Source organism: Rhizobium sp. BK418, from assembly GCF_004341105.1.
Taxonomy (GTDB): Bacteria; Pseudomonadota; Alphaproteobacteria; order Rhizobiales; family Rhizobiaceae; genus Rhizobium.
This window is the reverse complement of record NZ_SLZK01000004.1, coordinates 328,767-355,312: the sequence shown is the minus strand read 5'-3', so window position 1 is coordinate 355,312 and position 26,546 is coordinate 328,767. Positions and strand designations below refer to the sequence as shown.

Annotated in this window: 23 protein-coding genes; 4 read left to right on the top strand and 19 right to left on the bottom strand. The window is 59.7% G+C overall.

Annotation, left to right across the window (positions count from 1 at the left end; genetic code table 11):
• Nucleotide 1: 1 nt before the first annotated feature.
• Nucleotides 2-1,099: a Gfo/Idh/MocA family oxidoreductase gene (locus tag EV281_RS18580; protein ID WP_132654954.1), complete on the bottom strand. Its 1,098-nt coding sequence runs from the start codon at nucleotides 1,097-1,099 to the stop codon at nucleotides 2-4.
• A gap of 10 nt (nucleotides 1,100-1,109) precedes the next feature.
• Nucleotides 1,110-2,120, bottom strand: coding sequence for a Gfo/Idh/MocA family oxidoreductase (locus EV281_RS18575; protein ID WP_132654952.1), 1,011 nt, complete (start codon nucleotides 2,118-2,120; stop codon nucleotides 1,110-1,112).
• A 370-nt stretch (nucleotides 2,121-2,490) separates the two neighbouring features.
• On the opposite strand from EV281_RS18575, the gene EV281_RS18570 reads away from it, so the two are divergent.
• Nucleotides 2,491-3,651 carry a fumarylacetoacetate hydrolase family protein gene (locus tag EV281_RS18570; protein WP_132654950.1) on the top strand — a complete coding sequence of 387 codons (1,161 nt, stop codon included), beginning with the start codon at nucleotides 2,491-2,493 and terminating at the stop codon, nucleotides 3,649-3,651.
• A gap of 1 nt (nucleotide 3,652) precedes the next feature.
• Here EV281_RS18570 and scpA read toward each other — a convergent pair whose 3' ends face one another.
• From scpA to tauA, 4 genes are all read right to left on the bottom strand, one after another.
• Nucleotides 3,653-5,788 carry a methylmalonyl-CoA mutase gene (scpA, locus tag EV281_RS18565; protein ID WP_132654948.1) on the bottom strand — a complete coding sequence of 712 codons (2,136 nt, stop codon included), beginning with the start codon at nucleotides 5,786-5,788 and terminating at the stop codon, nucleotides 3,653-3,655.
• A gap of 99 nt (nucleotides 5,789-5,887) precedes the next feature.
• Nucleotides 5,888-6,718, bottom strand: a complete 831-nt coding sequence (locus tag EV281_RS18560) for an ABC transporter permease subunit (RefSeq protein ID WP_132654946.1) — start codon at nucleotides 6,716-6,718, stop codon at nucleotides 5,888-5,890.
• Complete coding sequence (locus EV281_RS18555) at nucleotides 6,715-7,509, bottom strand: ABC transporter ATP-binding protein (RefSeq protein ID WP_132654944.1); 795 nt, start codon at nucleotides 7,507-7,509, stop codon at nucleotides 6,715-6,717. The genes EV281_RS18560 and EV281_RS18555 overlap by 4 nt, the downstream gene beginning before the upstream one ends.
• Nucleotides 7,510-7,565: 56 nt before the next feature.
• Nucleotides 7,566-8,570 (bottom strand): taurine ABC transporter substrate-binding protein, encoded by a 1,005-nt coding sequence (tauA, locus tag EV281_RS18550; RefSeq protein ID WP_132654942.1) that lies wholly within the window; start codon nucleotides 8,568-8,570, stop codon nucleotides 7,566-7,568.
• Between the two features lie 205 nt (nucleotides 8,571-8,775).
• Between tauA and EV281_RS18545 the strand changes: the two genes are divergently transcribed.
• Entirely contained in the window at nucleotides 8,776-10,137 is a 1,362-nt protein-coding gene (locus EV281_RS18545; RefSeq protein ID WP_132654940.1) for an LLM class flavin-dependent oxidoreductase, read from the top strand.
• Here the strand turns inward: EV281_RS18545 and EV281_RS18540 are convergent.
• The 5 genes from EV281_RS18540 to EV281_RS18520 all read right to left on the bottom strand — a co-directional run bounded on the left by EV281_RS18540 (nucleotide 10,134) and on the right by EV281_RS18520 (nucleotide 14,976).
• Nucleotides 10,134-10,787 (bottom strand): methionine ABC transporter permease, encoded by a 654-nt coding sequence (locus tag EV281_RS18540; protein ID WP_132654938.1) that lies wholly within the window; start codon nucleotides 10,785-10,787, stop codon nucleotides 10,134-10,136. The two genes, EV281_RS18545 and EV281_RS18540, sit on opposite strands and share 4 nt — an antisense overlap.
• The gene (locus tag EV281_RS18535; protein WP_132654936.1) at nucleotides 10,768-11,850 is read right to left on the bottom strand and encodes a methionine ABC transporter ATP-binding protein; all 1,083 of its coding nucleotides are present in this window, start codon (nucleotides 11,848-11,850) and stop codon (nucleotides 10,768-10,770) included. The genes EV281_RS18540 and EV281_RS18535 overlap by 20 nt, the downstream gene beginning before the upstream one ends.
• An 83-nt stretch (nucleotides 11,851-11,933) precedes the next feature.
• The gene (locus EV281_RS18530; RefSeq protein WP_132654934.1) at nucleotides 11,934-12,770 is read right to left on the bottom strand and encodes a MetQ/NlpA family lipoprotein; all 837 of its coding nucleotides are present in this window, start codon (nucleotides 12,768-12,770) and stop codon (nucleotides 11,934-11,936) included.
• Nucleotides 12,771-13,008: 238 nt separating this feature from the next.
• Nucleotides 13,009-13,569 carry an FMN reductase gene (gene msuE, locus EV281_RS18525; protein WP_132654932.1) on the bottom strand — a complete coding sequence of 187 codons (561 nt, stop codon included), beginning with the start codon at nucleotides 13,567-13,569 and terminating at the stop codon, nucleotides 13,009-13,011.
• Nucleotides 13,570-13,773: 204 nt separating this feature from the next.
• Nucleotides 13,774-14,976, bottom strand: a complete 1,203-nt coding sequence (locus EV281_RS18520; RefSeq protein ID WP_132654930.1) for an MFS transporter — start codon at nucleotides 14,974-14,976, stop codon at nucleotides 13,774-13,776.
• 369 nt (nucleotides 14,977-15,345) lie between these two features.
• Between EV281_RS18520 and EV281_RS18515 the strand changes: the two genes are divergently transcribed.
• Nucleotides 15,346-15,804, top strand: coding sequence for a helix-turn-helix transcriptional regulator (locus tag EV281_RS18515; RefSeq protein ID WP_132654928.1), 459 nt, complete (start codon nucleotides 15,346-15,348; stop codon nucleotides 15,802-15,804).
• A 94-nt stretch (nucleotides 15,805-15,898) separates the two neighbouring features.
• Here the strand turns inward: EV281_RS18515 and EV281_RS18510 are convergent, their stop codons facing one another.
• Genes EV281_RS18510 through EV281_RS18485 form a run of 6 tightly spaced genes read right to left on the bottom strand, consistent with a single transcriptional unit; the run spans nucleotide 15,899 to nucleotide 22,499 of the window.
• Nucleotides 15,899-16,906: a dipeptide ABC transporter ATP-binding protein gene (locus EV281_RS18510; RefSeq protein WP_132654926.1), complete on the bottom strand. Its 1,008-nt coding sequence runs from the start codon at nucleotides 16,904-16,906 to the stop codon at nucleotides 15,899-15,901.
• The gene (locus EV281_RS18505; RefSeq protein ID WP_132654924.1) at nucleotides 16,903-17,895 is read right to left on the bottom strand and encodes an ABC transporter ATP-binding protein; all 993 of its coding nucleotides are present in this window, start codon (nucleotides 17,893-17,895) and stop codon (nucleotides 16,903-16,905) included. The genes EV281_RS18510 and EV281_RS18505 overlap by 4 nt, the downstream gene beginning before the upstream one ends.
• A complete protein-coding gene (locus EV281_RS18500) occupies nucleotides 17,892-18,800 on the bottom strand; it encodes an ABC transporter permease (protein WP_132654922.1) in 909 nt (302 codons plus the stop codon). The genes EV281_RS18505 and EV281_RS18500 overlap by 4 nt, the downstream gene beginning before the upstream one ends.
• Complete coding sequence (locus EV281_RS18495; protein ID WP_132654920.1) at nucleotides 18,800-19,735, bottom strand: ABC transporter permease; 936 nt, start codon at nucleotides 19,733-19,735, stop codon at nucleotides 18,800-18,802. Before EV281_RS18495 ends, EV281_RS18500 begins: the two co-directional genes overlap by 1 nt.
• 32 nt (nucleotides 19,736-19,767) lie before the next feature.
• A complete protein-coding gene (locus tag EV281_RS18490) occupies nucleotides 19,768-21,366 on the bottom strand; it encodes an ABC transporter substrate-binding protein (protein WP_132654918.1) in 1,599 nt (532 codons plus the stop codon).
• Between the two features lie 26 nt (nucleotides 21,367-21,392).
• A complete protein-coding gene (locus tag EV281_RS18485) occupies nucleotides 21,393-22,499 on the bottom strand; it encodes a mandelate racemase/muconate lactonizing enzyme family protein (RefSeq protein WP_165911922.1) in 1,107 nt (368 codons plus the stop codon).
• A 330-nt stretch (nucleotides 22,500-22,829) separates the two neighbouring features.
• Between EV281_RS18485 and EV281_RS18480 the strand changes: the two genes are divergently transcribed.
• Nucleotides 22,830-23,897 (top strand): LacI family DNA-binding transcriptional regulator, encoded by a 1,068-nt coding sequence (locus EV281_RS18480; protein WP_165911921.1) that lies wholly within the window; start codon nucleotides 22,830-22,832, stop codon nucleotides 23,895-23,897.
• 18 nt (nucleotides 23,898-23,915) lie between these two features.
• On the opposite strand, the gene lpdA is transcribed toward EV281_RS18480, so the two are convergent.
• Nucleotides 23,916-25,313, bottom strand: a complete 1,398-nt coding sequence (gene lpdA / locus EV281_RS18475; protein WP_132654912.1) for a dihydrolipoyl dehydrogenase — start codon at nucleotides 25,311-25,313, stop codon at nucleotides 23,916-23,918.
• Between the two features lie 3 nt (nucleotides 25,314-25,316).
• The gene (locus EV281_RS18470; RefSeq protein WP_132654910.1) at nucleotides 25,317-26,543 is read right to left on the bottom strand and encodes a dihydrolipoamide acetyltransferase family protein; all 1,227 of its coding nucleotides are present in this window, start codon (nucleotides 26,541-26,543) and stop codon (nucleotides 25,317-25,319) included.
• Nucleotides 26,544-26,546: the final 3 nt, after the last annotated feature.

The window sequence follows — 26,546 nt, the reverse complement described above, 5'->3', positions numbered from 1 at the left end:
TTTAGGTCGCGGCTCCCAAGCGCAGCCCTTCCTCCGGCAGCCAGGAATGGTAGAGCGGATGGTCCGCCGTAATCGGCATCGGCGTCGGCCGGCCAGTTCGCTGCGAATGATAGGCGGCAGTTACCAGTTCCAGCGAATTGCGCGCATCCTGCAGGGTTACCGGCGGATCGCTATCCTCGGTGATCGCCCGATGGAAGAGTTCGAACTGCCGTGTATAGCCATCTTCCTTTACCTGAAAATCCGCCAGTACCGCGTCGATGCGGTTCTGATGTTCCTCCGTTCCGGCGATGAAGCTCCAGGGGTCGCGACCCATCGTATAGGGCTCCAGAATGCTTTCGGCGACGAGATCGCTGAAGCAGAAGCGCAGCCTCGAGATTTCCTTGCGGGAACCGAGCGTCATGGAGAGCGTGGCGAGCGAACCGTTCTTCATCTTCACCGACAGCGCGGCCGTGTCCTCAACCTCGATCGGGTTGACGAGCGTCGCGCCGTAGGAAAATACCTCAGCACAGGGACCATGCACGTAATTCAGCATGTCATGGGCGTGGATCGCATGACCGAGCAGGCCGCCGCCGAGCTCTGTCGCCCATTTGCCGCGCCACGGCACGGCATAGTAATCGGGACCGCGCCACCAATGCGTTTCGATGGTCGTGAGGAACGGCTTGCCGGCAAGGCCGCGCTCGATCAACAGTTTCAGCTTCTGCAGACCACTGCCATAGCGATACTGAAAAATCGGCATCAGCTTACGGCCGTTCGAACGCGCAAGAATCTTTGCCATTTCATCGACTTCGGCAATCGAACCGAAGAGCGGCTTTTCGCAGATCACGTGCTTTCCGCTTTCGATAGCCTTCTTGCAAAGCTCGAAATGTGAACTCGGAGGCGTGGCGATGTCGATGATATCGAGATCGTCACGTGCAAAGAGCGAATCCGCATCCTGCGTATATTCGGGAATCGTGTGCTCCTCGCAAAGCGGCTGGCCGCGATCTGCGTCGAGAGAGCAGAGAACAGGAACCTCGAAGAGATCGTTGTTCCAGCCGAAGCCTGTCAGATGCCGTGCGGCAATGCCCGCACCGAGGACGCCGACGCGCAATTTCCGTGTCATGATGTTTTCCTCAGCGGGTGCCTATACGGGCAGCTTTTGTCTGGGCCTCGAGCGAGAGACGGCAAACTTCGTAGACATGATCCTGCGTCATCGCCGTTTCGCTGCGGTCGCGCACATCCGCAGCGAAAGCATCGAAATAGTCAAGCTTTTCGCTGCTGCAATCGATATGCGTCATCTCCTTGCCGTTGACGAGGAAGAGGTGGTCCTTTCCCGGACGCCCGGCGATATCGATATATTTACGCAGCTCGATGTAGCCCTCAGTACCGAGGATGGTCAGACGACCGTCGCCCCATGTCGGCAGCGCCTCCGGTGTAAACCAGTCGACACGGATATAGCCGGTTCCCTTGTCTGAGCGCAGCAGCACTTCGCCGAAATCCTGGAAGGCTGGCTTTTCCGGCATGCCGAAATTGCCGACCGAGCTTGCGACCACCTCACCCGTCGTCGAGCCCGTGTAGAACAGGAACTGATCGACCTGGTGTGAGGCGATATCGACGATGATGCCGCCAAAAGCTTCCGGGTCGAAGAACCAGTCCGGACGTGTCGGCAGCTGCAGCCGGTGCGGCCCCATCCCAAGTGTCTGGATGACCTTGCCGATCGCTCCTTCTTTCACCAGCTTACCGGCCTTGACGGCGGAGCGCACGCAATGGCGCTCGGAAAAGCAGATGGAGAATATCTTGCCGGTTTCAGCAACAGTGCGCTTAACTTCTTCAAGCTGAGCAAAAGTCGTCACACCCGGTTTGTCGGTCATGACATCCTTGCCCGCCTTCATGGCGCGAACGGCAAGTCCGGCGCGGTCGCGCGGAACGGCGGCAATGCAGATCACGTCGATCGAGGGATCGGCGAAGATCTTTTCCCGGTCAATCTGCGGTGCATCCGGATAGGTCTTCTCGAACATCTCGCGGATCGCAGGTACCGTGGTCTGCGGACAGTAGCCGACGAATTCGGCGTCTGAGGCCAGCAATCCCTTCACATGATCGAACGTGTGCCCATGGTCGATCCCGACGACGGCAAATCTCAGCATCGCAATATTATCCTCCCGGGGAAAATTTCGCAGGTCGGCATCCGCCGACCCTCCTCCATGGTGCAAACCAGATAACGAAAGAGAGGTCCTGTCAAGGCGAGATCGGCGGCAAAATAGTTTTCCCCCATAGGTAAGTATATGAAACAGAAGAGTTATTTTGTATCTAAATAGTTATAAGTTATGACGAAATGCCGCTATGGCACGCAGTTGCTTCACCGGAGCATAAAGCCGGCGCAAACTTCTTTCTGCCTGATGAGCCTTGCTCTTGCCCGACGAATGTGCTCGATTTTCAGGCGCCGTCGGGTAGGAGGACGGCAGCTATCCATATCTGCAGGAGCGCTCCCCGCTCCATCTGTGACGGAAGATCACCATGTCCCATTCTCCCCTCGATGCTGCCGCTTTGGGCGGCCTGTTTGTCGGCCGTACCTGGAACCCGGAAGTTGCCGGACCGAGCATTGTGACGCTGCGCGACGGCGCCCTCGTCGACATCAGCTCTTCCGCAACCCCGACCCTGAGCGCTCTGCTGGAGCGAGCCGACGCAGCGGAGTTCGTTCGCGGAGCAGCGGGCAAGCCGCTCGGCACTCTGGAGGAGATCGCGGCAAACAGCACCGGCAAGCCGGATGCGCGCAAAGCCTTTCTTCTCGCCCCTGCCGACCTGCAGGCAATCAAGGCCTGCGGCGTGACGTTCGCACAATCGATGATCGAACGCGTCATCGAGGAAAAAGCGGCCGGCAATCCGGACCGGGCCGCCTCCATTCGCGAACGCGTCAGTGCCCTGATCGGCGGCAGCCTGACCAATATCAAGGCCGGTTCCCCGGAAGCCGCCAAGGTCAAGCAGGCGCTGATCGAGGAAGGCATCTGGTCACAATATCTCGAAGTCGGCATCGGCCCGGATGCGGAGGTGTTCACGAAGTCGCCGGTCCTCTCAGCCGTCGGCTGGGGCTCGGACGTCGGCCTTCACCCGATCTCGACCTGGAACAATCCGGAGCCGGAAATCGTCCTGGCGGTCAACAGCCGCGGCGAGATCAAGGGCGCCACACTTGGCAACGACGTGAACCTACGCGATGTCGAAGGCCGCTCCGCTCTGCTGCTCGGCAAGGCGAAGGACAACAATGCATCCTGCTCCATCGGCCCCTTCATCCGCCTCTTTGATGAAAGCTACAGCCTCGATGACGTGCGCAAGGCCGAACTCGACCTCAAAGTCACTGGTGAGGACGGCTTCGTCCTGCACGGCAAGAGCTCGATGTCGCAGATCAGCCGCGATCCGACTGATCTCGTCAAGCAGACGGTCGGCGCCCATCATCAGTATCCTGACGGATTCATGCTGTTCCTCGGCACGCTCTTTGCGCCAACACAAGATCGAGATGCGAAGAACCAGGGCTTCACGCACAAGATCGGCGACGTGGTGGAGATTTCGTCGGCAGGCCTCGGGGCACTGGTCAATACCGTCAAGCTTTCGACCGAATGCCCGCCCTGGACTTTCGGCATTTCGGCGCTGATGGGTAATCTCGCAAAGCGTGGACTGCTTTAGGTTATTGGTTCCGCCTGATGCCCTGCAGGAGGTCGAGAACGGAGTTCGCGGCCTCCAGCACATTCGTGCCCGGACCGAAAACGGCGGCAACACCGTGTTCGTGGAGGAATTCATAGTCCTGGCGTGGAATAACGCCGCCACAGACGACAATGATATCGCCACCGCCCTGCTCCTTCAGCCGATCGATCAACTGCGGCAATAGCGTCCGGTGACCGGCCGCTAGTGACGAGACGCCGATGACATTGACTTTCTCTTCGAGCGCCATGCCAGCCGCCTCTTCAGGAGTTTGGAACAACGGTCCGGCGAGAACGTCAAAGCCGACGTCCCCGAAGGCGGAGGCGATCACCTTGGCGCCGCGATCATGCCCGTCCTGGCCGAGCTTGGCGACCATGATCTTCGGCTTGCGGCCCATGGCTTCGGTTACGTCGGCCATCCTGGCTTTCAGGACTTCGAGTTCAGGCTCGTCGCGATAGGCAGTGCCATAAATGCCGCGGATCACCTTCGGTGTGGCGAAATGATCGCCGAAAACCTCGCGCATTGCATCGGAGATTTCACCGACGGTGGCACGCGCCCTGGCGGCTTCGACGGCAGCGGCCAGCAGGTTGCCGTTACCGGTGCGGGCGACCTCAGACAATTTCGCCAGCGCCTCCTTCGCCTTCGCGCCGTCGCGACGGCGCTTGGTTTCCTCGATACGGCGGATCTGAGCGGCACGCACCGCGCTGTTGTCGATCTCCAGAATGTCGATCGGCTGCTCGGTCTCCAACCGGTATTTGTTGACGCCGACAATGACCTCGTCGCCCTTGTCGACTGCTGCCTGGCGCCGAGCCGCAGCCTCCTCGATCAGCCGCTTCGGCAGGCCCTCGTTGACGGCTTTTGTCATGCCGCCGAGAGCCTCGACTTCCTCGATCAACGCCCAGGCCTTTTCGGCCAGTTCCTTCGTCAGGCTTTCCACATAGTAGGAGCCCGCGAGCGGATCGACGACTTTGGTGACGCCGGTCTCGTGCTGGAGGATGAGTTGGGTATTGCGGGCAATACGAGCGGAAAATTCCGTCGGTAGCGCAATCGCCTCGTCGAAGGAATTGGTGTGAAGCGACTGCGTGCCGCCGAGCACGGCCGACATCGCTTCGAAAGCCGTGCGGATGATGTTGTTATACGGATCCTGCTCCTGCAGTGACACACCCGAGGTCTGGCAATGGGTACGCAACATCAGCGAGGAGGCCTTCTTCGGCTGGAACTCCTCCATGATGCGGGTCCAGAGCAGGCGGGCGGCGCGGAGCTTGGCCGCCTCCATGAAGAAGTTCATGCCGATCGCAAAGAAAAAGGAAAGCCGGCCGGCGAAATCATCGACATTCAATCCCTTGGCGATTGCCGCGCGCACATATTCGCGCCCATCGGCGAGCGTGAAGGCAAGCTCCTGGACCAGCGTCGCACCTGCCTCCTGCATATGATAGCCGGAGATAGAGATCGAATTGAATTTCGGCATCTCCCTTGCCGTGTATTCGATGATATCGGCAACGATGCGCATCGAGGGCTCGGGCGGGTAGATATAGGTGTTACGGACCATGAACTCCTTGAGAATATCGTTCTGGATGGTCCCTGAGAGCTCTGCCTTCGAAACACCCTGCTCCTCGCCGGCGACGATGAAGCTGGCCAGAATTGGAATGACCGCGCCATTCATGGTCATAGAGACGGACATGTCCTGCAGCGGAATGCCATCGAAGAGGATCTTCATGTCTTCGACGCTGTCGATTGCCACGCCCGCCTTGCCGACATCGCCCACGACGCGCGGATGATCGCTGTCATAACCGCGATGGGTGGCGAGATCGAAGGCGACGGAAAGTCCCTTCTGGCCGGCGGCAAGATTGCGTCGATAAAAGGCGTTGGATTCCTCGGCGGTCGAGAAGCCGGCATATTGCCGGATCGTCCAAGGGCGGCCGGCATACATGGTGGCGCGCGGGCCGCGGGTGAATGGCGCAAAGCCGGGAAGGGTGTCCGCATCGGCACCATCGAGATCAGCAGCCGTATAAAGCGGTTTGACGTCGATGCCTTCGGGCGTGTGCCAGGTCAGCGCTTCCGGCGCTGCACGCAGCTCCTTTTCCGCCAGTGCCTCCCAGTCCGAGAGCGTCTTCTTGGTCATTTCATCCTCCGGCATTGTCCGCGCACACGCTATCACCTTGCGGTTACGCAGCGCGATACAGCCTTAGGATAATTTGATCGGCAAAGCGATGATAGACCTTCAGCGATGCGCAGCCCAGGGCACGAGGAGCCGCTCGATCAGCCGCGCCAGTAATTCCAGCAGGAAGGCGATCGCTGCGATGACGATAATGCCGCCGATAACGATATCCGTTACCAGAAACTGCGCCGCCGACTGAATCATGAAGCCGAGGCCTTGGCTTGCCGCCACCAACTCGGCTGCGACCAGCGTCGACCAGCCGGCGCCGAGCGCAATGCGCGTGCCAGTCAGGATCGACGGAATGGCGCCTGGTAGAATGACATGCAGCAGCACCTGCAACCGGCTGGCACCGAAGGAGCGGGCGGCGTTGACGAAATCTGCAGGGGCGGATTTGACACCCGACGCCGTCGACAGGATGATCGGCGGCAGCATCGCAAGCGAGATCACCGTAACTTTCGAGGCCTCGCCGATCCCTACCCAGATGATGATCAGCGGCAGATAGGCAAGCGGCGGCAACGGGCGTAGAAACTCGACGATCGGATCAAGAATGCCCTTGCCAATGCGGCTGGTGGCGATGGCAAGGCCTGCAGGCACGCCGATGAGGAGCGAAACCGCAAGCGCCGCAAAGATACGCAACAGGCTTGCCACAGTATGTTCGGCAAGCGTGGAATCAACGAAGCCGTTGACGGCCACATTGACGAGCGATTTTACAACGGTGAGTGGTGATGGCAGGAAGACCGGCGAGACGGCCCCATAGGCCGAGGCAAGGCTCCAGCCAGCGATGATGACGGCAATTGACGCTAGCGAGATCGTCAAGGTGCCACGACGTTTGGGCTGCGCTTCTACCAGCTGATCGGAAACCGCAGGCGTGAGAGTTTCTGTCTCGACACTCATGCGGCAATCTCCTCTTCATCCCCGTGGATGAGAGCGGTCAGTTCGTCGTGCAGGCTCTTGAATGCTGCGAACATCTTGATCTCCTTGACACTTTTACCGTCCAGAAGCGCCTTGCCAAACTCGGTCCTGACATCGGCGACGATACGACCGGGATTGGGGGCCAGCACGATGACGCGCGTGGCAAGCAGCAGGGCCTCGTCAATACTGTGGGTGATGAGCAAGGCAGAGGTCTTGCTTCCGGCCCAGACCTCAAGCAGGAATTTTTGCATACGGCTGCGCGTCAGGGCATCCAGCGCGCCAAGTGGCTCATCGAGCAGAAGGAAGCGCGGACCGGAGGCAAGGGCGCGCGCGATACCAACACGCTGGCGCATGCCGCCGGAGAGCTCCCAGATATTCTTGTGACCCGCGCCTTCAAGGCCGACTTTCGCGAGCAGCTCCTCTGCGTGGCTCTGTCTTTCGGCCCTGGCAATGCCCTGAAGCTTCAAGGGAAAGGCAACATTCCCGACAGCGCTCAGCCAGGGATAGAGCGCATCATCTTGAAAGACGACAGCCCGGTCAGCGCCTGGGCCGTCAATCTCTTTGCCGTCTACCGAGACGCGTCCCTCACTGGGCTCCGTGAAACCGGCCGCGAGATTGAGAAGGCTGGTCTTGCCCGAGCCCGACCGGCCGATGACGATGACGAACTCATCCGAAGCGATATGCAGGTTGATGCCGTCGAGCACACGTCTCTTCTGACGGGTGCCCGCCTCAGCGTAGTCGAGCGATAGGGATTGCAGTGAAAGTATGCTCATGGGGATCACCTGTTCAAAACCGGCGCAGTCAAGCCGCGCCGGAACCCTCGGGAGGATCAGAGACCCGCTTTTGCGGCTTCCTTGACCCAGCGGTCGGAGACGTAAGGGCCGTAATCCTTCAGCACGCCGGGGATCTTGCCCTGCTCCAGAAGGAAGGACGAGGTTTCGGCGACGGCCTTGGCTGTGCCGCCTCCAAGAAGGTCGGAACTAGCCTGCTCCTGCAGGGTCGGAAAATAGTAGCCTTTGAGCAGAGCCGGCACTTCATCGGTCTTGGCGCCGGTCAGCTTGGCGATCTTTTCGGCTTCCGGCGAGGTCGCGTTCCAGCTATCGGGATTGCCACGATAGGACGCATAGGCGGCTCCCGTGACCTTCACGAAGCTGGTGACGGCTTCGGGGTGGGCCTCGGCAAATTTCTTGCTGACGATCCAGGCATCGAAGGTTGGGCCGCCCCACTTGGTAACATCTGCTGATGTGGCAAGCACGCTGCCGTTCTTCTTCAATTGCGCCAGGACCGGATCCCAGACATAGGCGCCGTCGATATCACCCCGCTCCCAGGCAGCCGCGATTTCCGGCGGGCGCAAGTTGAGGATCTGCACCGATTTCGGATCGACGTTCCAATGCTTAAGCGCCGTCAGCAGGCTGTAATGCGCGGTCGAGACGAAGGGCGTGGCGATCTTCTTGCCCTTCAGGTCTTCCGGCTTGTTGATGTTCTTGACGGCGAGCGCTTCAGCCTCGCTGATCAGTCCCACGATATAAATCGTCTCGATCGGCAGTTCGCGACTCGCAGCAGCGGCGAGCGGCGACGAACCGACATAGCCGATATCGATGGAGCCGGAGGCGATGGCAGTGATGACATCAGCGCCGCTGTCGAATTTCTGCCAGTTGATCTTGGCACCGGTTTCCTTCTCATAGGTGCCGTCGACCTGCGGCACGCGCGACGGCTCGACGATCGGCTGATAGCCGATGTTCAGAGTGACGTCGGCAGCGTGGGTCGCATAGGTGGTGAAGGTGAGGGCAGCAGCGGCGGCCGTGCCCAGCAGGTTGCGTCGGTTGATTTTCATATCCCTCTCCCGCAATGTTCAAAATCATTCCGCCTCGGGAATGTGAATAGATCATCGTAAATTTATAGATTTTATAGAGATAGAAAATTTCCGGAATTGGGGGTAAGGGACAATTTGCTTCTAATTTGGAAGGAAGAAACGGTGGTTTCCCGACCCGCTCGCGATTCCTCGAAGTGACCGACGAAATTCGCAGGGACAGTATTCGATGAAGAAAATGCAGATCTACGCCTTCGACATGAACTGCGTCGGCCATATCAATCACGGTATGTGGACGCATCCGCGCGATCGCTCCGTCAATTACACCGACCTTGATTACTGGGCGGACTTTGCGCGCACGGCCGAACGCGGCAAGTTGGACGGAATATTTCTTGCTGATATTGTCGGCGTTTACGATGTCTATAAGAACAGCCCGGCCCCTGTCATCGAAACGGGTGCACAGATTCCGGTCAACGATCCGCTAATGCCGATCTCGGCGATGGCTTACGTCACGAAACATCTCGGCTTCGGCGTGACCGTCAATACGACCTATGAGCCCCCCTTCCTTTTGGCACGGCGCATGTCGACGCTTGACCACCTGACCAAAGGCCGCATCGGCTGGAACATCGTTACGGGCTATCTCGACAGTGCGGCCCGCAGCATGGGTTTCGACAAGCTGCCGGAACATGATGCGCGTTATGACGCTGCTGAGGAATATCTCGAAATTCTCTACAAGCTCTGGGAGGGAAGCTGGGATGACGATGCAGTGCTGCGTGATCGGGAGCGCAATATTTTCGCCGACGCTTCCAAGGTCCGCGCCGTCAGCCATCACGGACGATATTACAAGATGGAAGGCATCCATCTTGCCGAGCCTTCCCCGCAGCGTACGCCCCTTCTCTTCCAGGCTGGCGCCTCAGCCCGCGGACAGGATTTTGCCGCCCGCCATGCCGAATGCGTTTTCATCGCGGGACCGAACCCACAATCGGCGCGGCCAACCGTCGATGCGCTTCGCGCCAAGACGCTAGCGAATGGTCGCGGTGCGGATGCGATCAAGATCCTGAGTCTGATCACCGTCGTCGTCGGCACGACCGAAAGCCAGGCACAGGAGAAGCTTGAAGACTATCGCAGGCATGCGAGCGTCGAGGCTTCGCTTGCGCATTATTCCGCCTCTGTTGGCGTTGATCTCTCGAAATATGACCTCGATGACGTGATTGACCAGAGCTGGACCAATGCCAATCAGTCGGCGTTGGCCGCGATCACCAGGCAGGCGGCAAAGCCGGTCACCAAGCGCCAGATCATCGACCAAATGGTGCTCGGCAGTCGCATGAAGCCGATCGTCGGCTCGCCCGTGCAGATCGCCGATACACTGCAGCGCTGGATCGAAGAGGGTGGCATCGACGGCTTCAATCTGGCGCGCACCGTGGCGCCCGAAAGCCTCAACGATTTCGTCGATCTCGTCGTGCCCGTGCTTCAGGAGCGCGGACTGTTCAAGGCAGACCATACAGAAGGACCCCTGCGCCAAAAACTATTCGGTGGAAATGGCCGGCTGCCGGCCAGCCATCCCGCCGCACAGTTCAGACGTAGTTTTTAGCGATGATCGAGGCGGGCGACCAGTCGGTCGCCCAGCCACTGGATGCCGCAGACGAGCACAATGAGCACGACGACGACCGCAATCATCACGTTGGTTTCGAAACGCTGGTAGCCGTAGCGGATAGCAAGATCACCGAGACCGCCGGCACCGATGGCACCGGCCATGGCCGATGCGCCGATCAACGTCACCAGCGTCACCGTGAAGCCCGCGACAATGCCGGGCAGCGCTTCTGGCACTAAAACTTCGCGAATGATCGTCCAACGATTGCCGCCCATGGCGCGCACCGCATCGATCAACCCACGGTCCACCTCGCGCAACGACACCTCGGCGATGCGGGCATAATAGGGCGTGGCGGCGATAGCGAGTGGAACGATAGCAGCCCAGGTGCCGATCGCAGTTCCGACGATCAATCGCGTCATCGGAATCAGTGCCACCAGCAGGATAATGAACGGCACCGAGCGGAAGCCGTTAATGACGGCGCCGAGGATACGATTGATCCAGAGATTTTCGGCAATGCCGCCGCGGTTCGTCAACACTAGCGCCAGACCCAGCGGCAGGCCGGCGACCAGCGAGATCACGCCGGAGCCCGCCGTCATCAGCACTGTCTCCCAGAGGGAACGCAACAGCAGATCAATCATGATCGGTGTCATAACCAAGCACCTCCACCCGGGCGGACCGGGCCTTCAGAAATTGTTCGACCTTTCCGGCAAGCGCTGGATCGCGCGCCGGTACAGCAATGAAGAACCGCGCCACGGGTTGGTTCTGAATATGGTCGATACCGCCATGCACGAGGCGGAAGGAATGCGGCATCGCTGCCGACAGATCGGCGAAGAGCGCGCCTTGCGCTTCTGGCCCGGCAAGATCAACGCTCATGATGGCTTCCGTGCCACCCGCCTGTGACAGGCGCGCGGCGATGTGTTCGGGAAGTTGCGGGCGGATGCCGCCGAGCAGGCTTCTGGTAATTGCCGTCTGCGGGTCGCCGAAGATCGACCAGACCTGCCCCTCTTCCACGATACGGCCGGTATCGATGACAGCAACACGATCGGCAATACCGCGTACCACTTCCATCTCATGGGTGATCAGCAGTATCGTAAGCCCGAGCTTACGATTAATGTCTTTCAGGAGAGTGAGGATCGAGCGCGTCGTCTCTGGATCGAGCGCCGAGGTCGCCTCGTCTGACAGCAGCAGGGCCGGACGAGCGGCAAGAGCGCGAGCGATGCCGACACGCTGCTTCTGGCCGCCTGACAGCGAAGACGGATAGGCGCTGGCCTTGTCGGAAAGGCCGACCAGTTCCAGCAGTTCGTGCGCCCGCTTCGACCGCTCGGCCTTGACAACACCCTCGATCTTCAACGGCAATACAACATTCTCCTCGACCGTCTTGGCTGACAAGAGATTGAAGTGCTGGAAGATCATGCCGATGCGGCGTCGCAACGGCTGCAGTTCCTGTTCGCCAAGGCCAGTAATGTTGCGGCCTTCAATGACGATCTCGCCACTATCGGCGCGCTCCAGACCATTGAGGCAACGGATCAGCGTCGACTTTCCGGCACCGCTGCGGCCAATGATGCCGAGGATTTCGCCCTTCTTCACACTCAACGAAATACCGTCGAGCGCCGGTGTCGTGCCGAATCTGCGCCGGACATCTGTCAGGCGAACGACCTCTTCTGCGTCGTCGGGCCGCGTCTCGATCCTTGACGCGGAGACAATAGAATTCATGCTCGTTCCTTCGCAAACGGTGAAGGCGGCCCCGGCAAAGACCCGAGCCGCCTCAATTTTGCCGCCCTCAGGAGGGCGGCTCATCAGTAGGCGCTGAGACCCGTGCCCTTGTAGACCTTGTCGAACTCTGCCTTCACCGTATTGTTCTGATAAGAGGAGACGAGGGCCTTCACCCAATCGGCACCCTTGTTCTCTTCCTTCACCGCGATGAAGTTACGATAAGGATTGTCAGCGATCGGCTCCTGCGCGATGCGCTCTTTCGGCGAGAGACCGCTCTTCAGCGCCCAGTCGGTGTTGACGACGCCGCCGTCTAGGTCGTCGATCGAACGGCCGACGATGCCGGCATCCAGTTCCTTGATCTCGATATTCTTCGGGTTTTCGGCGACGTCGGCGATCGTGGCGAGAATGCCCGTTCCATCCTTGAGCTTGATCAGACCTTGGTTCTGCAGGACGCGCAGTGCCCGGCCTTCGTTGGACGGATCGTTCGGAATGCCGATCACGGCGCCCGCGGGCAGTTCAGCGACCGACTTGTGCTTCTTGCTGTAGAGGCCGATCGGCCAGACACCGGTATAACCAACACGGACGATATGATAGCCGTTCTGCTTGATCTGATTATCCAGATAAGGCTGATGCTGGAACGCATTGGCGTCGATTTCGCCGCGCTCCAGCGCTTCGTTCGGCTGAGTATAATCGTTGAAGGTGATCGTCTCGATCTTGAGACCCTTCTTGGCAGCCTCGCTGGCAACAACGCGCCAGACGTCCTCATCCTCGCCGCTCATGATGCCAACCTTGATCGCTTTGTCTGCTGCAAAAGAAGGAGCCGGCGCTGCAAAGGCAATAAGTGCAGCCGCAGAGGCGGCGACAGTGAGAGCCGCGCGGCGCGAAAGCGAAATGGCGCCGAAATTCTTGTTCTTGGTCATTTTATATCCCGTCTGACTTGATGAGGCCGAGCCCCGAGCAGGCGGATCATTGCAAATGCGCCGATTGCGGGCGAAGCACGAACATCCGATGTCTTCTAACCGGAGGAAAAACTCTTGCCCCGCCCTCGATAGGGACAGGATAATATTCTGCTAAATTCATCGATTAAATTGGGAACTTGGCGTGTCTAACGAAAAAGGCGCCCAGCGGGCGCCACTAAAATCAGTCTCGGGATGGCACTCATTCCGCTGCAATAAGCGTGGAACTTCTGCCCGGAAAGAAAGCGGCAAGCTCCCCGATAACCTCGCCGATCCGCTTGGAAAGCTGTTCGGAGGAGACGCGATAGTCGGCGAAATCGCGATCTGAAGCATAGATGGCCGTTGGCAAAGTATGGGCCATGAAGAAGCCAAAGAGCGGACGAAGCTGATGCTCGACCATGAGCGCATGGCGATCACCCCCACCGGTTGCTGTGATGACAATCGGCTTGGCGCGCAGCTCATGCGGATCGATGAGATCGATCAGGTGCTTGAAGAGGCCCGGATAGCTGCCCTTGAAGGTCGGCGCTCCGATGACGAGAGCATCTGCAGCGACGATGTCTGCGATGATTTCCTTGGCACGATTATCTAGATCATCTCGACGCAGCGCCTGACCGAGCGACGTGCCGACATCGGTTAGATCATAGATCGTGTTATTGAAGCCGTATTTTTCCGCGGCAAGGCCGGCGATATTTTCTACCAGCGCAAAGGTCTTCGAGGGACGGTTGAAGCTGCCGGCAAGACCGACCAGTTTGGGTGCAGACATGTCATTTCCTTCCACTATCGCGCCGTCGATGGCTGCATCATGGAATAGATATTATCTATCAAAATAGTGTATTAAAGGAATGACGATCCGTCTTCACTTGAGGCCGGGGAAAATATGTTCGCTTAAGCGCGCTCACGACTTGCTCGCAACCAAAAGGCACCGGAAGATCTTCCAGCGCCTTTGTCACTTCGCTCAATGCGATGTTTAGGCAGCGCGGTGTTTCGGGATACGCGGCAGGAAAATAGTGAATAGGCCGAGCAACGGCAGGTAAGAGCAGATGCGGTAGACAGATGCGATGCCGTGCGTATCGGCAAATTCGCCAAGGAAGGCTGCGCCGAGGCCGCCGGCGCCGAAGGCGAAGCCGAAAAAGACCCCGGCAATCAGACCGACACGACCGGGCACCAGTTCCTGCGCGAAAACGACGATCGCCGAAAAGGCGGAGGCGAAGACCAGGCCGATGATGACACTGAGCACGCCGGTCCAGAAGAGGTTCGCATAGGGCAGCAGCAGTGCGAAGGGGATGACGCCCAGGATCGAGAACCAGATGACGAAGCGGGCGCCGAAACGGTCGCCAATCGGTCCGCCGAGGAAGGTGCCGGCGGCAACAGAGCCCAGGAACAGGAAGAGCATGAGCTGCGCCTGCTGTACATCGAGCTGAAAGCGATCGATGACGTAGAAGGTGAAGTAACTCGACACACTTGCCATATAGACGTTTTTCGTCGCCGTCAGCAGCACGAGAATGAGCAGCGCCCAGACGACCTTGTTCTGCGGCAGCGGCAGCGTGCGACTCGGTGCTGGCTTGCTGGCGTTCTGGCGACGGTGGCTCATATACCAGGTGCCGACCCAGCTCAGCACCAGCATGCCGATCATCGCGATGCCGGACAGCCAGGAAACGCTGTGCTGGCCATTCGGCAGCACGATGAAAGCCGCAAGCAGCGGCCCGATTGCCTGCCCTGCATTGCCGCCCACCTGGAAGAAGGACTGTGCAAAACCATGGCGGCCGCCGGAGGCGAGGCGCGCGACACGCGAGGATTCCGGGTGAAAGACGGCCGAGCCGAAGCCGATGAGGCTTGCGGCGACCAGGAGCAGCTCGAAGCTGCCGGCATTGCCGAGGAGAATCAGGCCGCAGAAGGTGCTCGCCATGCCGACTGGCAGTGAATAGGGCATCGGCCAGCGATCAGTGACGATGCCGACGAGCGGCTGAAGCAGCGAGGCGGTGACCTGGAAGGTCATAGTCAGAAGGCCGATCTGCACGAAATCGAGGTCGTAATTGGCCTTGAAGAGCGGGTAAAGCGAGGCAAGCAGCGACTGCATGATGTCGTTGAGCATGTGACAGAAGCTGACTGCCACCAGGATGGACATTGCGGTCTTTTCAAAGCGAGGGGCGCTCTCGGCAACAGACGCCATGGGTCTTCCTCCTGCGCGGCCGGAAACATGCCGGGCCATCGTCGGTTTCGTGCGGGCTGTTATTAGGGCGATCGGGGCTTGGGAAGTGAATTGTCAGCGGCGGTCGCTGAAAGTGCATTTATCGTATGAAGAGAAACCATTACAGCCCAGTTTCGCGCAGATTGGTACGCAGCCAGGCAATTTTTGCTTCGGCTCTGCCATTTTGGCCACGTCACACGCCGCTCGCGCCCGATGATCCTTCCGAGCTATGCCACGGTATGGAGTAAATGCCGAATTTCTAATATAATATCAAAAACAAATCGTAGAAAAGCGGTGCGATGCCGTCTACAAGGCAATGAACTGAAATGCGAAAGAGACAGAAGGTAGGCCATGAACGTCAAAACACCGAACGCGATTGATACCTATGTCGGCATGCGCATGCGCAAGCGCAGGCAGCTTCTCGGCATGAGTCAGGAGCGACTTGCCGAACAGATCGGCGTCACCTTTCAGCAGGTGCAGAAATACGAAAAGGGTATCAACCGCATCGGCGCGAGCCGTCTGCAGAAGATCGCCGAAGTGTTGCGCATCTCGCCAGCCTTCTTTTTCGAACAGGATGATTCGGAAGTGCCGAGCTTCGCCGGCCTCGATCTTTCCGCTCCGGTTGATCCTGTCGCAGAATTTCTGCGATCGAAGGAGGGCCTCGTCCTCAACAGAGCCTTCGCGAAGATCGAGGACCGGCGCATCCGTGAGACGATCATCTCCCTCGTGAAGGCGATGGCACAGACCGACAGCAACGACATCCCGCTTGACGCTCTAAGGGTGAACGAGCCGGAATCCCGCAGAGATTAAAAACGTAAGATACCAGTCCTTTGGCCTTTGCCCTGTAGTCGCGGTCGAAGCCGACGATACAAGCGCCCTAAGGGCCGAGAGAGATTCAGCCTGCTTATTTCAACGGATTAGGCGCGGCGAAATGGCAGGCCGATAACTGGTTTGGGACGACTTCACGAAGCGCCGGCCGCTCAATCTTGCAAATGTCCTTCGCAATCGGACAGCGGGTGTGGAAGCTGCACCCAGGCGGGACGCGAGACGGGCTCGGAACGTCGCCCTGCAACACGATGCGGCTTGCCTTGCGATCCGGATCGGGCTCGGGTGCTGCCGATAGCAGCGCCTGCGTATAGGGATGCTGCGGCATGGAGTAGACGGATTTTTTCGGTCCGATCTCGACGATCCTGCCGAGGTACATCACTGCCACGCGGTCTGCGATATGGCGGACGACTGCAAGATCATGGGCGATGAAGAGATAGGAAAATTTCCGCTCAGACTGCAGATCCTGCAGCAGGTTTACGATCTGCGCCTGCACGGAAACATCGAGCGCTGAGACCGGCTCGTCAGCGACGATGAATTGTGGGTTGACCGATATCGCGCGGGCAATGCCGATGCGCTGCCGCTGACCGCCCGAGAACTGGCGCGGGTAACGATCCATGAAACTTGGAGAGAGGCCGACCTGTGTCAGCAGTTCCGCCACGCGATCGCGACGCTGCCTTGCCGATTTCGCCATTGCGAAGACTTCGAGCGGTTCGGAGATGATCTGTGCGATCGAACGACGCGGGCTCAGCGAGCCGTAGGGGTCCTGAAAGACCATCTGCATCTTGGCGCGCATAATGCGCATTTCGGCAGCGCTGAGAGAGGTGATATCGCGTCCCTCGAATAGTACCTCACCATCGGTCGGCTGGATCAGCCGCAACAGAAGACGGCCGAGTGTGGACTTGCCACAGCCGGATTCACCGACAAGCGCCAGCGTCTCGCCCGGTTTGACGGAAAAAGACGCGCCATCCACCGCGCGCACGCCGCCGGACGACTGGCCTCCGAACGACAGTCCGCCCGCGTCGGAAAAAGTCTTGCCGAGGTTTCTGACGGTCAACAAGTCGTCGACGCTGCTTGTTTCTGTCATGCTGTTGCTCCGGCGGTGACCCAGCAGGCCGCCTTGTGTCTTGGACCAAAGGAAAACATCGGCGGCATCTCGCTGCGGCACCTGTCGATGTGCAGCGGACAACGTGCGTAAAACGGACAGCCCTGCTTCACCGAACCTGCCGTCGGTACCGAGCCGGGGATCTGGTAGAGCCGCTTCTGATCGTCGTCCAGACGCGGAATGGATTTGAGCAGACCCTGCGTATACGGATGGCTCGGATTGGCGAAAATAGAGCGGACATCGGCATCCTCGACGACGCGGCCGGCATACATGACGATCACCCGGTCGCAGACCTCGGCGATCACGCCGAGATCGTGCGAGATCAGCAGAACGGCCGTGTTCAGCGTCTTTCGCACCCTCGCCATCAGGTCGAGGACCTGCGCCTGGATGGTGACGTCGAGCGCCGTCGTCGGTTCGTCGGCGATCAAAAGTTTCGGGTTGCAGGCGACTGCCATGGCGATCATCACGCGCTGGCGCATACCGCCGGAGAACTGATGCGGATAGGCGTCGAGACGACCCTCGGGATTCGGGATGCCCACGAGTTTCAGGAGTTCGATGATGCGCGCGCGCCGCTGCTCGCGGCTCATCTTCTCATGCAGTTTGATCGCTTCGCCGATTTGGTCACCGATGGTCATGACCGGGTTCAGAGAACTCATCGGTTCCTGGAAGATCATCGCGATATCGCGGCCGCGGATCTCGGGCAGCTTCGTCTTGGGCAGATCAAGCAGGTTGACGCCTTCGAGTTCGATACGCCCCTGCGCGATGCGGCCGGGTGGATTGGGGATAAGACCCATGATCGCCAGCGAGGTGATCGACTTGCCCGAACCGGACTCGCCGACAATACCGACAGAACCACCCGCTTCGATCTCGAACGAGACGCCGTTCACGACGCGGATTGGAGAATCTTTCGGGCCGAATTCGACTGCGAGATCTTCGACCTTGAGCAATGGTGTCAGTGATATGGACGTCATTGGCTCGTCTCCGGATCCAGCATATCGCGTGCAGCATCACCGATCAGGTTGAAGGACAGGACCACACAAGTGATGGCGAAACCGGCGGCAATGATGGGCCAGGGCGATCCGAAGAGATTGTTGAGGCCGTCGCGGATGATATTGCCCCAGCTCGGGTTGGGGGCGCGGGTGCCGATGCCGAGGAAGCTGAGCGAGGCCTCAAGGCGGATGGCGGAGGCCACCCACAGCGTCATCAACACAACGATGGGGGCTGCAATATTCGGGATGATGTGCCGGAAGATGATGACGGGCGTACGGACACCGACCGCAATCGCCGCCTCCACGTAAGGCTCCTGCTTGACGGAAAGGGTCGAAGCACGGGCCACGCGAGCAAAGCCAGGAATGAAGGCGACGGTGATCACGGCGATAATATTCCAGAAGCCGCCGCCGAGCACGGCTGCGATGATGATCGCCAGCAGCAGTTCCGGAAAGGCAAGCAACAGATCGATGAGACGGCTGATGATGCGGTCGACCAATCCGCCGAAATAGCCAGCGGTCACGCCGAGCGCTGTGCCGAACAGCGCTGCAAGCGCAGGCGAAATCAGGCCAAAGAGCAGCGAATTGCGCGAACCATGGATCATACGCGAGAGCACATCGCGCCCGAATTGATCGGTGCCGAGCCAATGGGCAGTCGATGGCGGCTTGTTGATCGACAGGATGCTCTGCGCCAACGGATCATAGGGAGAAAGCACCGGCGCGAAGATCGCGACCAGAAGGAAGACGAGCGCGATCGCCACCGCGAAGAGGGTCGAGGGCCGCCGCAGCAGCGTTCTGGACAGAAGCGACAGCAGGCCGGGCGCAGGCGCCAGCAGGGGTTGCTCGGAAGCCTGCAAGGGAGACCCCGGCGTTTGAGTGATGATGCTCATTATTTCACCCGGATGCGAGGATCGATGACGATGTAGAGAAGATCCATCACCAGATTGATGAGAAGGACGAGGAGCGCGAAAACAACGACGCCACCCTGGATGATGCCGTAGTCACGCTCGTTGATCGCCTGAATGAGCAAGCGTCCGAGACCGGGCCTGTTGAACACCAGCTCGACGGCGACCGAACCCGACAGCGTGGCAAGCAGGCTGAGCCCCATGCCGGTCGAGAGCGGCAGCAGCGCATTGCGCAACCCGTGACGATAGATGACACGCGGTTCACGGGCACCCTTGGCGCGAGCAGTGCGGACATAGTCCTTGCCGAGCGTTTCCAGAAGTGCCGTCCGCGACAGCCGGCCGATGAAGGCGGCCTTGACGAGGGCGAGTGTGAGGGCCGGCAGCACGATATGATACATGCGGTCCATGAAGCCATCGCCGCCGCCATTGATCGGGAACCAGCCGAGGTTCAGCGCGAAGCCGATCAAAAGCAGTGCTCCGAGGTAGAAGTCTGGGATGGCATAGCCGACAAGGGCGAAGACACGCATACCGGAATCCGGCAGCCGGTCGCGATGGGTTGCCGCAAGCACGCCGAAGGGCACGCCGGCGCCGACGCCGATGATCATCGCCACAACGGTGAGCTCGATCGTATAGGGCAGATTGGCGGCGATCAGCTTCAGCACTGGCTCGCCGTTCATGTAGGACTGTCCGAAATCGAGGCTGAGCACGCCGATAAGGAAGTTGATATATTGCTGCCACAGCGGCACATCGAGCCCCATCTGGTGGCGAAAGGTTGCAAGCTGCTCAGGGAGAGCCATATCTCCCAGGGCTGCAATCGCCGGATCGCCCGGCAGGATCCGCATCGCGATGAACACGAGCGTGAGCACCAGCCAGATTGTCGGAATGGCATCCGCCAGCCGGAGGAGAAAATATCTAGCCATGTTCATTCACTCGCATTCATCGCGACCTGTGATCAGGCCTTCTTGGTGGCGCGATGGAAGCGCCAGCGCGCATAGCCGCTCTGCACCTTATAGCCGAGGTCGAGACGTGCATTGCGGGCGACCGTGAAGGAGAGCGTCGACATGCCGATCAGCGGCAGGTCGCGCAAGACCTGAAGTTCGATCTGCTGGCAGTAGTCGACATAGGCCTTGTAGTCGGTCGCCTGCAGCGCCTTGGAGAGCAGGTCGTCAATGCCTGGCATAACCACGCCGTAGTGGCTGTAGTTGATACCGCCAGTTCCGTCCGGCTTGACCTCCGCCTTCGTCGAAAGCTGCTGGACGTAGAGCTGCGTCGGGATCGGCGGATAGCTGGACGAATGCAGGGCCAGCGTATTTTTGTCGTGCTGGTTGTCTGCATGATAGGCGGTGTGATCACCGATATGCAGGTTCATGCGCATCCCGACAGCGCGCAGCTGCTCCTGCACGATCAGCATGATCGAGGCATAATCCTCGCGCTGGCTGACATTGCTTTCGAAGTCGAAACCGTTGGGGAAGCCGGCTTCGGCCAAAAGCGCCTTCGCCTTGTCAGGATCGTAATTGTACTGGAGCTCCGGCGGCAGGTCTTCGGTCTTGAAACCACCCGGGAAATTCTCGGGCTGCAGGTCGGCCGTAAAGCCGCCCATCGGTTTCATCGCATTGGCAACAGCATGCCGATCGACGGCGTACATGATCGCCTGACGCACCTTGATATTGTCGAAGGGCTTGCGCTTCAGATTGACATGCAGCGTGTTGAATGAGCCAGGCGACGTCATATCGAACTGAAGCGTGGAATCGCGCTGCAGCATGGAATCGACCCAGCCCGGCGCGCGGACGGCCTCGATCATGTCGACATCACCTGACAGAAGCGCAAGCGTGCGCGCCGTCGTATCGGCAATGTAGACGGATTCGACCTTGGCAACCCTGGCCTTTTCGCCCCAATAGCCTTCGTGGCGCTTCAGCGCCGTGCCCCATTGATTGTCGAAACGGGTGAGCTCGTAAGGACCGGTGCCAACAGCGTCCGTCTTGAACTTATCCGCACCCATCTGATCGACAGCCTTCTTCGAGACGATCGAGGTGTTGTTGAGGAAGATCGACGTGCCCAGCAGGTTCACGTCCGAATTCTTCAGCGTGATGACGACTTCATAGGGGCCGTTGGCGACGACATCGGCGATATTCGACAGGATCGGCTTATTGGTGCCGTCGGCCATCGCGCGCTTGAAGGAGAAGACGACGTCTTCCGACGTCATTTCGCCAAAACCCTTATGAAACTGCACCCCCTGGCGGAGCTTGAATGTCCAGGTCCTGGCATCGGCCGAAGCTGACCATTCGGTGGCAAGCGTCGGGCGGTACTGATCCGGCGTCGTGGCGAAAGTGCCGTCGTCGGGGCGCACCAGCTGTTCGTACATCTGCTCGGTCGCCCAGTTGTCGCCGCCCTGCGTCGTGTAATTCGGATCGCTGGTGCGCGGTCCGTTGGCGGCAATGCCGATGCGGATCGTATCGGGATCGCTTGCCGCACGGGCGAGAGCAGGTCCAACCATGCTCATTGCAGCCGTGGCAGCGCTCAATTCCAGAAACTGACGTCTTCTCAAGTTCATGTCATTCCCTCCCTTTGTCAGAATATTCAGCTTCGCCGCTTGTCGAGCTCGGCGTCGTTGACGAGCAGGCCGATACCAGGGCCGGACGGCACTTTGAACTTGCCGTCTTCGGGGATCGGTGGGTTCGTGAAGCCGACATGCATGCGCGTCGACGGATCGGAGAATTCGGCGGGCTTGGTGTTGTGCATGAGCGTTGCCAGCACGTGCAGATTTGCTGCATGGGCAATGGTCGGCTGCGTCTGGTGCGGAACGAGCTCGACGCCGTGGGCAAAGCAGATCGCGGCACACTGCATGAGGCCGGTGATGCCACCCATCTTGACGATGTCGGGCTGTACCATGCGGACGCCGGCATTGATCATGTCGACAACGGCCTGAGTCGTATAAGACTGTTCGGCAGCCGAAACCGTGATGTCGAGGCGCTGGGCCACCTCCCCCATGGCGCGAACATTGTAGTGCTGGACCGGCTCTTCGAACCAGATATAGCCGAGTTCTTCGAGCGCCCGGCCGACCCGGATGGCGCCGCCGACGGAATATTGGTTGTTGGCATCGAAGGCGAGCGGGAAGTCGTCGCCCACCAGCTTGCGCACGGCCTTGGCCTTGGCGATGTCACCGGGGATATCATAGTCCTGGCGCGTGCGGTCGCCGTCCCAACGGATCTTAATTGCCGCCGGCTTTTCGGCCTTCCAGCGCTGCTCGACTACACGAACTGTTTCATCGACGGTGCGGCCCGCATTGTTGCCGACCGATGAATAGAAGGGCAGGTCGGTGCGCCAGGCACCGCCGAGCAGCTTGTAAACCGGCAGGCCGAAATACTTGCCCTTGATGTCCCAGAGGGCGATATCGAGCGCGGCCAGCGCACCTGTAACAGCGCCTTCCGGACCGAGCTTCACATATTTATGCAGGAGGCGGTCGTAGAGGACTGCCTGATCAAGTGCATCGGCGCCAACGAGCGAGGCTGCGAAGTCTCGGACAACGCCGAGCGAATGTTCGCCGCCCATCATCGGCGAGGCTTCGCCGTGCCCGACGATGCCGTCTTCCGTCGTCACGCGCACGAAAGCCGTGCGACGGCTCGGCGGCTCATTGGGCTCCCATTTCACCTGAAAAGCTTCGACGGACTTGATGATCGTACCCACTGACATTTCCTCGGAGAACGGGCCTTTTGCAGCGCCGCTGTTGTCGTCAACAGGAGCATCTTTCAATTTGCATCCGTATGCAACAGGTCGATTGAATTGAAATTGGAACAGGTTTTATGTCAGAATCTGCAAAGATGCCGACGCGCGGAACTGATATATAAGCAGATAATAGAATTGCTTATTTCACCGGCAATATGAATGCTAAGGCGCACATATTGTCCTCTCTGTGAGAAATCGAAAGCAGTGAGATAAAAAATCATGGAAGCAATTGAATCTGCTGCATCCGAATGCAAGAAGAGTGAGATAGAAGTGGCAAACGGGGAAAGAACCATGCGCAAACAGGGATCGCCATCCTTGCAGGGGGAGCCGCCCGGTGAAGCGTTAAGCCGCAAACCGATTACAGCGCGTGAATTGGCACGCATGCTCGGCGTCAGCCAGTCAGCCGTCTCACGCGCCTTCACCCCGGGGGCAAGCATCGCGGCGGATCTGCGCAAACGGATCCTGAAATATGCGGCCGAGGTAGACTATCAGCCGAACGCAATCGCCAGCATGCTGTCAAAGAGCCGTACGAACATCATCGGGATCGTCGTCTCCGATATGCAGAATCCCTTCTATCCGGGCCTGATCGAGAAACTCTCTCGATCGCTGCAGCGCATCGGCCTGCAGAGCCTTCTCTTCAACATCACCAAGGGCTCCAACCTCGAGGAGCAGCTTTCAGCGCTGCGGCGATACAATGTGGATGCCGTCATCGTCATTTCAGCGACGATCCTCTCCGGTTCTACACTGAGCTGGGCGACGGAAGGTCGACCGGCCATCCTGATCAACCGCGTCATTGAAGACACGAACCTCAGTTGCGTCGCCTGCAACAATGTCGAGGGTGCTCGCGCGCTCGCCGATCATTTCTACCAGCAGGGAGCCCGCAGGGTCGCCTATGTCGCCGGCCTCAGCCATACGACCACCAACCGCGAGCGCCAGAACGGTTTCGTCACACGGATTGCCGAGCTCGGCATGACGCTGAGCGCCCAGATAGAGGGACGGGAATACAGCTATTATGCCGGCCGTAAGGCCGCCCTCGAAATCGCTGCCAGGAAGAGCACCGACGCGATCTTCTTTGCCAACGACATTCTGGCGATCGGCGGCATCGATGCGCTAAGGGAAGAAGCTGGCTGCCGCGTTCCCGACGATATCTTCGTTGCCGGTTTCGATGATATCCCGATGGCCGGCTGGCCTCATTACAGCCTCACCACCTTTCGTCAGCCGGTCGACGAGATCGTCCGGGTCGTCGTCGAAATGATCGAGGGTGATACGTCGGCGCTGTTGCGGGCAGCGACAGTCATCCGCCTGTCGGGAGACCTCATCGAAAGGCGCTCGACCGGCGTCGAGCCCAAGGCGCGATGAGACAGCTTGCGTACACGTTCACATATGCAATGCGTTCCCCAGAGCTTTGAGTGCCGCTTCCATCACTGCCTCGCTGCGGGTTGGATGAGCATGGATCGTGCCGGCAATATCTTCCAGCCGGGCACCCATTTCGATGGCGAGCGCAAAGGCAGCCGAAAGCTCGGAGACTCCGGCGCCCACCGCCTGCAGGCCGAGAACCAGATTAGTGTCGGTGCGCGCCACCACCCGCACGAACCCCTCCTCCGAGAGCATGGTCATCGCCCTTCCGTTGGCGCTGAAGGGGAACTGACCGGTCCTGATGTCATAGCCCTGCGCACGTGCTTCCGCCGGTGAGAGGCCCGCACTGACGATCTCCGGATCGGTAAAGCAGATCGCCGGAACGCAGCGCTTGTCCCAGGCGCGTTTCCTGCCCGCAACGATTTCAGCGACCATCTCCCCTTGCGCCATGGCTCTATGCGCCAGCATCGGCTCGCCGGTGACATCGCCGATCGCGTAAATGCCGCGCATGGACGTGCGGCAACGATCGTCGATCCTTAGATAGGGGCCGGCGCGATCGAGGTCGAGTTCTTCGAGACCTGAGCCCGCTGTTCTCGGACGACGGCCGACCGTCACGAGAATAAGGTCCGCGGCAAGCGTCTGTTGCTGCCCGTCAGAGGTTTCGACGACAAGTCCTTCGCCGGTATCGGATAGGCCGATTGCCTTTGCACCGGTCAGCACGCGAATGCCGCGCTCGGCCATCTTGCGCAAGACGGGCCGCACGAGTTCGGCGTCGTATTGCGGCAGCACCTGCTGCGTCGCCTCTACGACCATTACCTGCGACCCCATCTTTGCGAAGGCTGTCCCGAGCTCAAGTCCGATATAACCGCCGCCAACCACGACCAGATTTTTCGGCACCTCGCCCAATGACAGCGCCTCGGTCGAGGAGATGACGCGGCCGCCGAAAGGTAGGTTCGGAAGCTCCACGGGATCGGAACCTGTCGCAATCACCACGGTCTCGGCGCGAATGATCTGTTGGCCAGTCTCCGTTTCCACCTCGACCGTCTTGCCGTCCCGGAAGTGGGCGCGACCGTGCACGATCTTGACCCGTGCCCTCTGTAACAGGCCGGAGACACCGCTGGTCAGCCGGCCGACAATGCCATCCTTCCAGGCGATTGTCCGGGCGAGGTCGATGGAGGCGCCCTCAACACGGATACCCATCGGGTTCTTGCCCGCCAGCATCCTTTGCGTGGCATCGAATTCCTCTGCCGCATGGATAAGTGCCTTGGAAGGAATGCAGCCGACCGTCAGGCACGTGCCACCGGGTTTGCCGGCCTCGACGATGACGGTATCGATACCGAGCTGGCCGGCACGGATGGCGCAGACATAACCACCGGGACCGGCGCCGATGACGAGGAGCTTGCAGACAATCTCTTTCATAGCTCAGCCTTCGATGAAAATGAGCGCCGGCGTTTCGAGCAACGTGCGAATACGCCGTACGAAGGTCGCCGCATCCCAGCCGTCGATAATGCGGTGATCGAAGCTGGAGGAGAGGTTCATCATCTTGCGTGGCACGAATTGCGTCCCGTCCCACACTGGACGCGTCGCGATCTTGTTGACGCCGACGATCGCAACTTCCGGATGATTGATGACAGGCGTGGAGACGATGCCGCCAAGCGCGCCGAGCGAGCTGATGGTAATGGTCGAGCCTGACAATTCATCACGTGTCGCCGTGCCGGAGCGTGCCGCCTCTGCCAGCCGATTCATTTCGACAGCGCAATCGAAGATGCCGCGGGCTTCGGCATGGCGCACCACGGGCACGATCAGGCCCGCAGGCGTCTGCGTGGCGATACCGATATGCACGGCGCTATGGCGCGTGATGATGCCGGCGTCGTCGTCAAAGGTGGCGTTGACATCGGGCTGCTCGGAGATCGCCTTGACCAGAGCTCGCATGAGGAAGGGCAGTATCGTCAGTTTGGGATGCTCGGCCTTGCGGTCGGCATTCATGGTGACGCGCAGTTCCTCGAGCGCCGTCATATCCACCTCCTCCACATAGGTGATATGAGGAATACGCGAGGTGGAGAGTACCATCTTCTCAGCGATGCGGCGGCGAAGGCCGGTCAGCTTGATCTCCTCGGTCGCTGTCTTCTTCGCCAGACCAGCCCGCGCCAGGATGGGCGTCGCCCCCTGGCTCAGGAATTGCTCGACATCCTCGCGCAGAATGCGGCCAGCCGGCCCGGTGCCTTGCACCTGCCGCAGATCCACACCGCGCTCGCGCGCGAAGAGTCGTACGGATGGCGCAGCAAGCGGCTTTTCTGCAAGTGCGGTCGTGGCTGGGGGTGCGGATACCGGCGCCTTCGGAGCGGTTTTGGGCGCCTCGACTTTCACCGGCTCAGCAAGCGCAGCAGGCTCGGTTGCGCCGACCTCCCCCAATGTCTCGATGCGCACAAGCGGCGCCCTGACTGCGATGCGGTCACCGATCTCGCCGGCAAGCCAGGTCACGGTGCCATTGACGGGAGACGGGATTTCCACCGTGGCCTTGTCGGTCATGACGGCGGCGATCACCATGTCCTCGCGCACCGGATCGCCTGTCTTCACATGCCATTCCACGAGCTCGGCCTCGGCAACACCTTCGCCGACATCAGGCATCTTGATGGTGAATTCGCCCATGGC